General features: G+C 54.1%; 11 protein-coding genes. 7 read left to right on the top strand and 4 right to left on the bottom strand.

The window, feature by feature from the left end:
* Positions 1–101 precede the first annotated feature (101 nt).
* Together PXG97_RS08540 and PXG97_RS08535 are read left to right on the top strand one after the other, a co-directional pair.
* Positions 102–1,673 (top strand): SulP family inorganic anion transporter, encoded by a 1,572-nt coding sequence (locus PXG97_RS08540; RefSeq protein WP_276497338.1) that lies wholly within the window; start codon positions 102–104, stop codon positions 1,671–1,673.
* A 61-nt stretch (positions 1,674–1,734) separates the two neighbouring features.
* Entirely contained in the window at positions 1,735–2,376 is a 642-nt protein-coding gene (locus PXG97_RS08535; protein WP_276497337.1) for a carbonic anhydrase, read from the top strand.
* A gap of 74 nt (positions 2,377–2,450) precedes the next feature.
* Here the strand turns inward: PXG97_RS08535 and PXG97_RS08530 are convergent, their stop codons facing one another.
* On the bottom strand, positions 2,451–3,059 hold the full coding sequence (locus PXG97_RS08530; RefSeq protein ID WP_276497336.1) for a porin family protein: 609 nt from the start codon (positions 3,057–3,059) through the stop codon (positions 2,451–2,453).
* Between the two features lie 216 nt (positions 3,060–3,275).
* Positions 3,276–4,271, bottom strand: coding sequence for an SWFGD domain-containing protein (locus tag PXG97_RS08525; RefSeq protein WP_276497335.1), 996 nt, complete (start codon positions 4,269–4,271; stop codon positions 3,276–3,278).
* A 566-nt stretch (positions 4,272–4,837) separates the two neighbouring features.
* Between PXG97_RS08525 and PXG97_RS08520 the strand changes: the two genes are divergently transcribed.
* The gene (locus tag PXG97_RS08520) at positions 4,838–5,239 is read left to right on the top strand and encodes a hypothetical protein (RefSeq protein ID WP_276497334.1); all 402 of its coding nucleotides are present in this window, start codon (positions 4,838–4,840) and stop codon (positions 5,237–5,239) included.
* A gap of 77 nt (positions 5,240–5,316) precedes the next feature.
* On the opposite strand, the gene PXG97_RS08515 is transcribed toward PXG97_RS08520, so the two are convergent.
* Positions 5,317–7,761 (bottom strand): type IA DNA topoisomerase, encoded by a 2,445-nt coding sequence (locus PXG97_RS08515; protein WP_276497333.1) that lies wholly within the window; start codon positions 7,759–7,761, stop codon positions 5,317–5,319.
* A 304-nt stretch (positions 7,762–8,065) separates the two neighbouring features.
* Here PXG97_RS08515 and PXG97_RS08510 point away from each other — a divergent pair, with 304 nt between their 5' ends.
* From PXG97_RS08510 to PXG97_RS08495, 4 genes are all read left to right on the top strand, one after another.
* Positions 8,066–8,896, top strand: a complete 831-nt coding sequence (locus tag PXG97_RS08510) for a metallophosphoesterase family protein (protein WP_276497332.1) — start codon at positions 8,066–8,068, stop codon at positions 8,894–8,896.
* Positions 8,893–9,495, top strand: a complete 603-nt coding sequence (locus PXG97_RS08505; RefSeq protein ID WP_276497331.1) for a hypothetical protein — start codon at positions 8,893–8,895, stop codon at positions 9,493–9,495. The genes PXG97_RS08510 and PXG97_RS08505 overlap by 4 nt, the downstream gene beginning before the upstream one ends.
* A 41-nt stretch (positions 9,496–9,536) precedes the next feature.
* On the top strand, positions 9,537–9,758 hold the full coding sequence (locus tag PXG97_RS08500) for a DUF2905 domain-containing protein (protein ID WP_276497330.1): 222 nt from the start codon (positions 9,537–9,539) through the stop codon (positions 9,756–9,758).
* Positions 9,759–9,907: 149 nt separating this feature from the next.
* Positions 9,908–10,672, top strand: a complete 765-nt coding sequence (locus PXG97_RS08495) for a YdcF family protein (protein ID WP_276497329.1) — start codon at positions 9,908–9,910, stop codon at positions 10,670–10,672.
* An 847-nt stretch (positions 10,673–11,519) separates the two neighbouring features.
* Here the strand turns inward: PXG97_RS08495 and PXG97_RS08490 are convergent.
* Positions 11,520–12,884 (bottom strand): NAD-dependent succinate-semialdehyde dehydrogenase, encoded by a 1,365-nt coding sequence (locus PXG97_RS08490; protein WP_276497328.1) that lies wholly within the window; start codon positions 12,882–12,884, stop codon positions 11,520–11,522.
* Between the last annotated feature and the right edge of the window lie 71 nt (positions 12,885–12,955).

Here is a 12,955-nt window from a genome sequence, read left to right as displayed (position 1 = left end):
AGGTTTGTGCCAGTTAGGTGAGACAGGTTACGTATGCTTGCACTTTAGCGAAAGCGGGTGCAGGCATAGGACTGTCATTAGACTCAATACTAAACATAAACATGACAGCAAGAGGCGTTAAAACAAATTATTTAGCACATTTAAGCAAAGACATACCTGCGGGGCTGGTAGTGTTTTTTGTGGCGTTGCCACTCTGCTTGGGCATTTCACTCGCATCCGGGGCACCGCTCTTGTCAGGGCTGGTAACGGGTATCGTGGCGGGAGTACTTGTGTCGTGGCTCAGCGGCTCCCAACTGGCGGTAAGCGGACCGGCCGCCGGTCTTACCGTTATCGTACTAAACGGGATTGAAACACTGGGCTCTTTTGAGGCATTCCTGCTAGCGGTGGTCATTGCCGGTTTCCTGCAGCTGGTCCTCGGTTTTATGAAAGCAGGTGTGATCGGTTTATACTTTCCTTCCTCTGTGATCAAAGGCATGTTGGCCGCCATCGGTCTTATCCTTATCCTGAAGCAGATCCCGCACTTCCTGGGCGCCGACGATGATTTCTTTGGCGAGATGGAGTTCTTTCAGTCTAACGGCCGCAACACCTTCTCAGAGATTGGCCATGCCTTTAGCAGCATAGAGGTAGGTGCGCTCATCATCGGTATTATATCGCTGGCCACCGTGCTGCTGTGGGACAATCCCACGTTCAAGAACAACAAGATCCTGAGTAAAATACCGGGCGCCCTGGTGGCGATATTGTTGGCAATCGGTATCAATGCCTTGTTTATCAACTTCGTGCCGGAGCTGGCCGTTGCCGCTACGCACCTGGTAAGCATTCCGATCATCAGTGGTTTCAGCGACATGGACACGCACCTGCAGTTCATGGACCTGAGCGCCATCACGAATCCATCGCTCTATGTTGTGGCCTTTACCATTGCCATTGTGGCGAGCCTGGAGACTCTGCTCAGCATTGAGGCCATTGATAAACTGGACCCGCACAAGCGCCGTAGCGACACCAACCGTGAGCTGAAGGCGCAGGGGGTGGGCAACATGGTGGCCGGCCTGCTGGGCGGCCTGCCGATGACTGCCGTGATTGTGCGAGGCTCCACGAACGTGGCCTCTGGCGCAGAAACGCGGGTGTCTAGCTTTGTGCACGGGGTGTTCCTGGCGGTCTCTGTTTTCCTGCTGGCCGGCCTTATGAATCAGATCCCGCTTTCGGCGCTGGCGGCTGTGCTGCTGGTGGTGGGCTTTAAGCTAACCAAGCCAGCCCTCTACAAGTCGCAGGTTAAGCTTGGCTCTGAGCAGTTTATTCCTTTCATCGTCACCATTGTGGCTATTCTGTTCACCGACCTGCTGATCGGTATCTGTGTGGGCCTTGCCGTGGGCGTGTTCTACATCCTGAAAGCCAACTACAAGTCGCCATACTTCTTCCACAAGGAGGAGCACCGCGAGCGTGAGCTGATTCGCATTAAGCTGAGCGAGCACGTGTCGTTCCTGAACAAGGCCAGCATTGTGCTTACCCTCGACCATCTGCCTCAGAACAGCCATGTGATCATCGACGGGGAGAACTCTGAATACATTGACTATGACGTGCTGGAGGCAATCCAGGAGTTTAAGGAGACGGCGCACGAGCGGGGCATTGTGTTGGAGCTTATCAATATTAAGGAAGTAGGCGTGTTGGGCATGCATTAAGTGCCGCGCCCTACAAAGGAAAGAATCGAAAAAAACGTATCATTGTAAAATTAGAAGCTCTATGGAGAAAATATTTGAGAACAATAAGAAGTGGGTTGCAGAGAAACTGTCAGAGGATAGCGAGTTTTTCATGAAGCTGGCCAACGGCCAGAAGCCCCGCTACCTGTACATCGGCTGTGCAGACAGCCGCATCCCGGTAAACGAGGTGACTGGTACGGGCCCGGGGGAGATCTTTGTGCACCGTAACATTGCCAACATGGTGGTGCACACCGATATCAACATGCTGTCGGTGCTGCAATACGCGGTGGAGGTGCTCAAAGTAAAGGATATTATCGTGTGCGGCCACTATGGCTGCGGGGGCGTGGCGGCAGCTGCGAGCAACGATCAGTTTGGCCTGCTGGACAACTGGCTGCGCAACATCAAAGACGTGATGCGCCTGCACGAGGCGGAGCTGACAAGTATAAAGGATGATGAGTTGCGTCACCGCCGCCTGGTAGAGCTTAACATTACAGAGCAGGTTTACAACCTGTCTAAGACCTCGATTATCCAGAACGCCATGCTTACCGACACCCCTCCAAGACTGTGGGGATTGGTATATGACATAAAAGAAGGACTGTTGCGCGACTTGAAAGTGGATGTGAACGACTTTAAGCAGTATGAGCACATCTACAGTGTAACTGGTGAAGTAACTGCTACTACCTAAGTAATTTACCTACTTGTTTATGTTTAGTTTGTAGGACCCTCCGGCTTTGCCGGAGGGTCCTTTTTTGTAGCAGGCTAAAAGCCTGGCACGTAGCTCAGCGTAAGCTGGAAGGCGGCGTGGCGGCGCTCACTGCCCTCGAATCCCCCTTCATCGTCGAGGTCCTTCAGGCCCGCGTTGTAGCGAAGGCCCAGGCCAATGCCGCTCGGGGCGCGGTAACCGATGCCGGCGGCGTAGCCAAAGTCGATAGGGTAGGGCTCGTCGGTCACCTCAAACTCTTTTGTGGTAGTGGTGTTGCCTCTGCTAACCTCTGTGATCTGCTTTCCTTTTAAGAGGAAAGACACCTGCGGCCCTAGCTCAAAGAAGAGGCCGCTCACTTGCAGGTGCAGGAGCACGGGGATGTCCAGGTAGTTCAGGCGCAGGCGGTCCTCGGTTTCGGTGTCGTTGTTACTAAAGGTGCGCTTGTAGCCTTTGGAGGTAAACAGCGCCTCGGTCTGAATGCCCATCAGCTCGTTAAAGCCATAGCGCGCCGTAAGGCCAACCGTGTAGCCGGGGCGGTAGTCGTAGTTTTTGGCGTTCTCGCCCCTGAGGGTGGCATAGTTCAAGCCTGCTTTCACGCCCATTGTCTGGGCACTGGCTGCACCTGCCAGTAAGGAAAGGCCTAAGCCTAAGATAAATTTCTTCATGGTAAAGTATAAGTTAAAATCTTCGGAATTGCTGTTTTGGCTACAGCAGGCAACTTGGTCGGTAGCAAAAGTATAAAAAGCTTTTATAATATAGTCGTTTTAAAACGCAAAAAGCCCTGCTACTGATGTAGCAGGGCTTTTTATATAGAATCTATGTACTATTTCAGGTAGTTTGGCCTGTGGTAGCCGCTAGTAAGCGGCTGCCTGGTCGGCTGCCTACCATTCGTAATCTCTTCTCGAAGATGATCCGTAAGAGTAGGGAGGTCCGCTATAGGTGTTTCCGTAGCTAGACGAGCTCCCATACCGGTTGCCGTAGTTGTGGTCGCGGTCGCGCTGGCGGTCACGCATCTCATCCATTCTTCTGCGGCGCTCGGCCTCATCATCACCAAACCAGGACTTTATCTCGTCGCCGGCCCGGTCAAAGAAACCTCTGTCCTCATCGCGGTCTCTGTCATAGTTGGAGGAGTAACGGTCTCTGTCGTAGCTGCTGCCACTGCTATAGCCGGATGATCTGTAGCCCATGTTGTCTCTGTCTGATGAGCCATAGGAAGAACCGGAGCCATAGCCTCTTGTTGAGTAGCCTGTGCCGTAGGTGCCCATGCCGTAGTTACTGCTTCCGCTGCCATAGTTGCTGCTTCCGCTGCCGTAGCCGGTGGAGCCGCTACCATAGTTGCTGCTTCCGTAGTTTCCGCTGTAGCTGGTGCCTGAGCCGTAGCCGCCAGAGCTGCCGTAGTTGGATGATCCATAGTTAGACGAGCCATAGTTGTTGCTGCTGCCCCAACGGTCGCTATCGCGCATGTCGTCTCTTCTTCTGCGGCGATCGGCGTCATCATCGCCAAACCAAGATCTTACCTCATCTTTGGTGCGGTCCCAGCTATCGCGGTCACCGCGGTTGCTTCTGTCGCGGTCGTAGTCGGATGAGCCGTAGCTAGATGAACCGTAGCCAGACGAGCCATAGCCATAGTTTGATGTGCCGGCAGAGCGGCCATAGGATGAGGTGTTGCCGTAGCCTGAGTTAGAATAGGCGTCGGTGCCTGAGCCAAGGTCTGATCTGCGGCTGCCGTAGCCGCTGGACGAGCTGTCATAGCCGGTGCGGCGGTTGCGGTTTGTTATGTCGTAATCGTTGGAGTAATAGTTTCTGGCAGATCCTCTCGATTGGGACCTGTCGTTGTCGTTGTACGGGTTATAACCCGAGTTTTCATAGCTTCTCATAGGTCTAATTTTTTAGTTTAAAGATGTTAATTGCTCTGTATAAGAACGTTTTGCGAAAGTATCTAAGTTTATAAATACTGTCGCTGTGCTTTTTTACGGAGGTTAGGTTGTTATGTTATAAAAGCCTGTTCCATTGCCCCACGCAGCCCTTTTTGCCGGTGCGTTATGCCTTCAAGCGCCGCTGCCTTTTCCTTAACTTGTAAAAATATATTTAAAGCTGTGCAATTTACTACTTGCTGCTGAGCGTTTGTAAGTAGTTAGGTGGGTGCCTGTGAATTGCACTCTCTTTCTGCGATAGATTTATAGTTGTATGGTACCTGTCTTATATGTATGTTACTAAATATATGTATAAAAGGTGTTTGTAACTGAAAAATGATATTCTTTGTGTAAGCCCTGTAGTAGGCAAATTGTAATTTATTTGGTGAAAGGGCTTGGTTTAATTTGATGGTTTAGTAATTTTGCGAAGCGTTGGACATGTGTGGTGGCGGTGATTGCTGGTTAATGAGTACAATTTCTGCTGCAGGGTGCCTGACCACAGCTTTTTTATCTTTTTAGCCAAGTTATCTATGAAACTTAAATCAATGCTGGCCTCTCTGGCTGCTGTAGCCACGCTTACAGCTTGTGAAGACATCTTTGAGGGTGGAAGCCTGCAGCCCGATGGGTCTACGCCAAGCCTGACCATCAACAACCCTGGCAAGAGCCAGGCTATTACTGCCGCCGGCGGTCTGCGCGTGAACGTCACGGCCGTAGACAAGGACAATGTGGAGAACCTGAGCGTCGTGCTGAGAGGCGAAACTGCCGAAAAGGCGGTGATCAACTTCAGCACCCAGCCAAGCAAGAAAGTTGTGGAGTTCGATACTACCCTGAATGTGAGCGGTATTGCCCCAGGTGCCTATAAGCTGGTCGTGTCAGCTACGGATAAGCGCACCAACCTGAGTACGCAGGAGGTGACGGTAACCGTGAAGTAATCAAACAAGATATAATCTCCTGTTAAGGCGGCCGCGAGCAATCGTGGCCGCCTTTTTGTTTGGCGTAGGTACTGGGGCTAAAACTGGTACACCACCTGCCATTGCTCATTTAGGATAAGCGAGGCGTCGAACGGCTCGCCTGTTTTCTGGGAGACAAAGCCTTTGATCTTTGGGGTTTTACCCTTGAGCAGGAGCGAGGCGATCTGTTTTTCCGACAGCTGCTTGCCGCCCATCTCGAAGGGCACCACAAACTGGCAGCCCTCCCTAAACCTGCTGCAGCCATAGGCAGCCTTGCCTTTCAGGAGCTTGCCCTGTTTGCAGCGCGGGCACTCGGCAAACGGGTCTTTGGCAGCGGCCTTCTCCACCTGCTCAACTACCAGCTGGTTGTTGCTGTCCAGTTTCAGGATGGCATCAAAGCTTTCGCCATCCTCTGACTTAAAGCCCTTTATCGTAGGCATTTTGCCTTTGCTCAGCAGCGCCTGCACCTGTTTCTCCGTTAGCTCCTTCCCGTGCTGTTCTATCGGCACAAGAAAGCGGCAGCCTTCTTTAAAGCGGATGCAGCCATAGGCTTTGGAGCCTTTCAGGATGTGCCCTTCTTTACAGGCGGGGCAGGTGCCAAGTCCTTTGGCAGGAGCAGCCTCTTGCTTGTCTGCTGATTTTGCGCTGGATGTTTTCTTGCCTTTGGCGGCAGGTTTCTCTTCCAGTTGCGGCTCCAGGGTTACGGTGGCGCGGTCATACTTTACTTCCTGCACCAGGCTGGTCACAAACTCCTGCAGCTCCTTCAGGAAAGCCTCCGCCTGAAACTCCCCGCCCTCTATCTGGCGTAGCTTGCGCTCCCACTGCCCCGTCATCTCCGCCGATTTCAGCGTTTCGTTTTTGATCACCCCGATCAGGTCGATGCCCATCTGTGTCGGCACGATCTTCTTTTTCTCCTTGCGGATGTACTGGCGCTTGAACAAGGTTTCGATGATGGCTGCGCGGGTAGAGGGGCGGCCGATGCCGTTTTCCTTCAGGGCCTCCTTCAGTTCCTCATCGTCTACCTGCCTGCCGGCCGTTTCCATGGCGCGCAGCAGCGTGGCTTCGGTATACTCCTTGGGCGGGTTGGTCATCTTTTGCTCCAGCAGGGGCTCGTGCGGGCCGTGCTCGCCCTTTTCAAAGTGCGGCAGCACGCCGGCGGCCTCTTCTTCCTCCTTGGCATCCTTGCCTGTGGGCGCATCCGATGATTTTACGTCATCGGCCCCGTACAGCACGCGCCAGCCCGGCTCCAGAATCTGCTTGCCACGCACCCGGAACGCATACCCCGCCGACTCGGCCAGCACCGTGGTGTTGCTCACGATACAGTCCGGGTAAAAGGCGGCAATAAAGCGGCGCGTAATGATGTCGAATACATCCGCCTCGCGGCCATACAGGTTACCTGCCGCTGCTCCGGTTGGGATGATGGCGTGGTGGTCGGTTACCTTGTTGTTGTTGAAGACTTTCTTTGTCTTGCGGATCTTGCTTTGCAGCAGCGGCGCTACTTCCTGCCTGTAGTTGCTCAGGCCCTGCAAAATACCCGGGATCTTCGGGTATATATCGTCCGGGAGGAAGGTGGTGTCTACGCGGGGGTAGGAGACAACCTTTTTCTCATACAGGCTCTGCACCGTCTTCAGCGTCTCGTCGGCCGAAAGGCCGTGCTTGTTGTTGCACTCGATCTGCAGGGAGGTCAGGTCAAACAGCTTGGGCGGTGCCTCGGTTCCCTTCTTCGTCTCCACGTCCGTGATCGTGAGCTCATCCTGCTTGATGGCCTCCATGATCTTCTGCGCCTCCTCTTCCTTTTGGAAGCGGCCGTTGGTGCTGGCGAAGGTGGTATCGCGGTACACAGTCTTGAGCTCCCAGTAGGGCTGCGGCACAAAGTTGGCGATTTCGTGGTGGCGGTTCACAAGCATGGCCAGCGTGGGCGTCTGCACCCGGCCGATAGAGAGGGTCTGGCGGCCGCCGTTGGCATACTTGAGCGTGAACAGGCGCGTGGCGTTCAGGCCCAGCAGCCAGTCGCCGATGGCGCGGCTCTTGCCGGCCTGGTAGAGCAAGTCAAACTCAGAGCCCTCTTTCAGCTGCGCAAAGCCCTGCCGGATGGCGTCCTCGGTGAGCGAGGAGATCCAGAGGCGCTTGAAGGGCTTTCTATACTTGGCCTCGGTCAGCACCCAGCGCTGGATCACTTCCCCCTCCTGGCCGGCGTCACCGCAGTTGATCACTTCCTCCGCATTCTCCAGCAGCTTTTTGATGATGCCGAACTGCTTCTGCACACCGCTGTCCTGCATGAGCTTAATGCCATACTTCTCGGGCAGCATGGGCAGGTCGTAGAGGCTCCAGCGCTTCCACTCGGGGCGGTAATCGTCGGGCTCGCGCAGGGTGCAGAAGTGGCCGAAGGTCCAGGTTACCTGGTAGCCATTGCCCTCGAAATAGCCATCCTTCCTGGTTTTGGCACCAATCACCATGGCAATCTCACGGGCTACGCTCGGTTTCTCAGCAATGCAGACTTTCAAGCTGTTAAGGGTTTAAAAGGGTGTGGTTCAGATGTCAAATTTAACGCTTTTGCGCCTTATCTGCGAATAAAATCTGCACTTATACCCGCTGCTGAAAGAGCTACAGGTATAAACATTAATTAAGGTTGCTGGTTAGATAAGCACAATCGCAGGTTAAGTGTAATAGCTGCGACCACATAACTATAACTTTAAAGTTATATTCCGATAATTTAAGGTATAGTGCTAAAGTTAAGGCCTTAAATGCCAAACAATAAGCGGCGGAGTGATGTAAAACCCGAATGAAGAACGACTACAACATAAAAAGATGCCTACTGAAAAAAAATGGTATAGCCGTGGCTTTTTAGCGGCGGGTATATTGTCGCTGGGCCTGCTGGGCCAGGCCTGCGAGGAGTTTGAGTACAGCCCCTACGAGATCAGGCTGAGCGAGGATGAGAAGAACATCAACGGCCGCAACATTGAGAGGATAGAGGCGCTTAACCTATCCCCAACCGATACACTGCGCTTTATACTTACCGCAGACACACAAGGCTTTTACGAGGAGAACGAGAAACTGGTGGCGCACATCAACCGGCGCGATGATGTTGATTTTGTGCTGATTGGCGGCGACCTGACCGACTTTGGCCTGACGAAGGAATTCAAGCTGGTGCACCAGGACTTCAAAACGCTGAAGGTGCCTTACGTGGCCGTGGTGGGCAACCACGACGCCATCAACAACGGCAAGGAGGTGTTTTCGGCCATGTACGGCAACTACGATGAGAGCTTTACCGTGGGCAATACCAGGTTTATACTTCTCAATACCAATTACCTGGAGTTTGACAAGCAGGTGCCCAACCTGGATTGGCTGGAGGCGGAACTGCAGGCCTCGGAAGGCTATGAAAATATCTTTGTGATCTCGCACATCCCGCCAACCAACACCGAGTTCGGCGAGGAAAATTCGGTGCGCTACGGGCAGTTGATGAACGAGTATAACGTCACCTACTCCCTGCACGGGCACAACCACAACTATAAGTTTCACTTTCCTTTCGGGGAGCAGGTGCCGGTGCTGGAAACGGCCGCCACCGAGAAGCTGGAGTACATCGTGTTCACGGTGGTGGGCGATGAGGTAAACTTTGAGCGCGTAAAGATCAAACCATGAAGCTAAGACAATTACTCATACCCATACTTTGCCTCCTCAGCCTCCCGCTTTATACATTTGCGCAGGAGGAGGAAGCAGCTACCCGCAAGTGGTATGCGCCCGACGCCCTGACGCTGCAGTTTGCCGGCAACGTGGGCATGTTTGCGTTTGGCCCAAATTACAGTTTCGCGCAGGACAAGGTGAACGCGGAATTGCTCTACGGCTTCGTGCCCAAGCTCGATGCCGAGGAGGTGCTGCACCTGCTCACCATCCGCGGTATCTATAAGCCGATTAAACAAGTGGAACTGGGCGAGAAGTATAAACTGACGCCCTTGCGCCTGAACCTGGGCCTGAGCTACTACTTCCGCGATCAGTTCTCTACCTCCTGGGATAGCTCCTACCCCAAAAACTACTACTGGTGGACCAGCAGCATGCGCCTGACTGGCGGCCTTGGCGCAGAACTGCACCGCCCCATCCAGGGCAGCAGAAGTATAAAGCAGCTGACACTGTACGGCGAGGTGGGGACCTATGACCTGATCGTGACTTCCGCCGTAAAAGACCCTACCCTTACCGCCTGGGATATCATGAGCTTTGCCGTTGGCGTGCGGGCAGGGTTTTAGGAAAAGCCGTATAGTAGGCATGTAGCAAACTCTTTACCTGAATGCAGCCAATCGGAAAAACCATTGTTATACTCGGGATTATACTTGTCGTAGTGGGGCTGGTGGTGTGGCTGGCAGGCGACAAGTTCAGCTGGTTTGGCCATCTGCCCGGCGACATCCGGGTGGAGAAGAAGAACATGCGCTTTTATGCGCCCATCACCAGCATGATCCTGCTTAGCATTCTGCTCTCGCTGGCGCTGTGGCTGTTCCGTAAGTTGTTTTAGGGGGTGCGCCAGTTTTATACTTGGCCATACTTTCCTAACTTGCCGCCGCCAAAGTATAAACCCCGATAAGCGTGAAACTCCACAAAGACCTGTACGCTTTGCTGGCCATGGTGCTGGTGTTTCTGCTGCTTTGGCTTATCTTCTGAGCCATGTTCTTTATACTTTCCAAAACCCTCGATTTCCTCCTGATGCCCCTGGTGTGGGTGCTTGTGCTGCTGTTTTTGGCTGTATTCCTGAAGTCCGTGAAGTGGCGCCGCGTCAGCCTGATCAGTGCGCTGGCAATGCTGCTGTTCTTCAGCAACCCCTTTCTCAGCAACCTGGCCTGGCGGGCCTGGGAGGCAAGGCCGGTGCCGGTAAGCCAGGTGGGTAAATACGATGTGGCGGTGGTGCTGACAGGCGTGACTTCTTTTAAGCCCGACATCACTGACCGCGTACATACGAACAAAGGGGCAGACCGCTTTCTGCACACGCTGCAGCTCTACCGGCTGGGTAAGGTGGATAAGATCCTCATCACAGGCGGCAAAGGCTTCCTTATGGACGAAATGACGCCGGAGGCGGAGCAGCTGCGGCAGGTCATGCTGCTGGCGGGCGTGCCGGATGAAGATATCCTGGTGGAGACCGGAGCTGTGAACACGCGCGAGAATGCGGTGTACGCCGCCCAGGTGCTGGCGCAGCACCCAAGCTGGAAGAAGGTGCTGCTGGTGACCTCCGCCTTCCATATGCGCCGCTCCGAGGGCTGTTTCCAAAAAGTAGGGGTAACCTTCGATAGCTACCCCACAGATTTTTACTCTTCCGAGCCAATCTTTACCCCGGATTATACGCTCATCCCCAGCGCCATTGCCTTTGAGGGCTGGCACCACTTGATTCATGAAATAGCTGGGTATGTGGTGTATAAGTTGTTGGGGTACTGCTAACTGCTTTTGCTGATGTAGCTTCGATGCAACGTACATGGCGCAAGGCTTCAGGCCTATGTCCTGCTATCGTGTCGTGTCTGTGACTCGGCCAGCTTCGCTGGCGCGGGTTTGCAACCCGTGCCTTTTTATACTATCGGATTTGTAATCCGAGTGGCTTGAAAAGCCACATTTACTTCTGCTACACCTTTAAGCTTTCTCAGGCGCAAGCGTCCGCTTGTGCCTGTGTCTAGCCGCTGCTCCTGCTGCCTGAACTAAGTTATACTTCCCGCTAGCTCGTACTTTCCCTATCGCTACTGCTTCCCGCAACACGACACAAGCTGTCTTTGCTAGATGCCGTTCATCCACGGCCTTAATACCTGCCTGTTTCACTTCTGACTTTGGTGCTCTCCAGCCCGAGAGGGCTCGTCTTCGGGCATCGCGCTGTCTACATTTCCTTTGCTGTCGCAATGCCTTCGGCACCGGAAATCTAGAAGGCGCTCAACCCAAAGACTGGGATCTGGTTCGATAGCCACGGCCTTTGCTACGGAACCAGAATCAAGTTCCCATTTGCAGGGGGATGATCGTCTGCTGCTAATTCCCCTCCTCGGAGGGGTTAGGGGTGGGTTCACTTAGATAGCCAAAACTACAGCGCTTTACCTAGACAGCAGTAACTACAGGCTCTCCTCCTTGGACTAACGAGAACGCGAGTTCGAAGGTAGCGAGCGTAGCTCTGAGGAGTAGGGGCAGTTTGAGCCGGCACTGCCGGAAACTCCCTTCCCTGATTTAGGCGAGGGCGGGAGTGGTTGGATCCGGTTCTGCAAATCGAACAACTAAAATCGAACAACCAATAACGCCCAACTAATAACTGTCAAGCCACCCAGATACTCTTCTGGTTCACGAACTCACGGATGCCGAGGTAGGACAGTTCGCGGCCATAGCCGGATTTCTTGATACCACCAAAGGGCATTTCGGGCGTGGAGGCCACCAGGGCGTTAACGAACATGGCGCCGGTCTCTACCTTGCGGGCCACGCGCAGGCCACGGTCCTTGTCCTGCGTCCAGACGGCACCGCCCAGGCCGAAGCGGGAGTCGTTGGCTACGCGAATTGCCTCTTCCTCGTCTTTTACCACCATGACGGCGGCAACAGGTCCGAACATTTCCTCTTCGTAGGCAGGCATGCCCGGCTTAACGTTCTTCAGGATCATCGGCTTAAAGTAGGCGCTGTCCTTGCTTTCGCGCCCGCCTTCCAGAACTACCTCCGCACCCTGCTTTACGGATTCCTCCACCTGCTTTTCCAGCTCCTCGGCCAGGTCAACGCGCGCTAGCGGGCCGTAGTCGATATCGTCCTGCAGCGGGTCGCCGGTTTTCAGGCTCTGCATCTTCTCCTTAAACTTTTGCAGGAACTGGTCGGCAATGCTCTCCACTACAATAAAGCGCTTGGCGGCAATGCAGCTCTGGCCCACGTTCACCATGCGGGATTTTGCGGCTGTCTCAGCGGCCTTCTCCAGGTCGGCATCGTCCAGCACAATAAAAGCGTCGCTGCCGCCCAACTCCAGTACGGTTTTCTTTATCTCCTGCCCGGCTTTCTCCGCCACCTTCGATCCTGCGCCTTCGCTGCCTGTCAGGGTCACGGCCTTCACGTAAGGGTGCTCGATCACGGCGTTCACCTCCCCAGACCCAATCAGCAGCGTCTGGAAAACATCCTTGGGGAAGCCGGCCTTACGCACGATCTCCTCAATGGCCAGGCCACACTGCGGCACGTTGGAAGCGTGCTTCAGCAGGCCCACGTTGCCAGCCATCAGGGCCGGGGCAAGAAAGCGATACGCCTGCCAGAAGGGGAAGTTCCAGGGCATGATGGCCAGCACAACGCCCAGCGGCTCAAAGGCGATGAGGCTGCGCTCGGCCTTGGTGTCTATTTCTTCGTCCGCCAGAAATTCGGCGGCGTTCTCGGCGTAGTAGCGGCAGGCCAGTGCGCACTTCTTTACCTCGGCAACGGCATCCTTCAGCGGCTTGCCCATCTCCAGCGATATAATGCGGCCGTACTTCTCTGCCTCGTTTTCCAGGATCTCGGCCTGCCGGCTCATGCATTTGGCGCGTTCCTCAAAACTCACGTCCCGCCAGCTCAGGAAAGCTTGCTGGGCCGCCTCTATTTTTTGCTTTACTTCTGCCGATGTATGCGGGGTAAAGGTTTTCACCACTTCGCCGGTGGCTGGGTTAACGGTTTCTATGGCCATAGTTTTATGTTTCAGGTTGAGTTGTAAATATACGCAACAAGCCGCACCCAGGCTGAGCCGGCCTTTGCTTA

Origin of the sequence: Pontibacter litorisediminis, assembly GCF_029360645.1 — a bacterium.
Lineage (GTDB): Bacteria > Bacteroidota > Bacteroidia > Cytophagales > Hymenobacteraceae > Pontibacter > Pontibacter litorisediminis.
The sequence above is the reverse complement of the archived record's forward strand: the minus strand, read 5'-3'. Positions and strand labels throughout refer to the sequence as shown.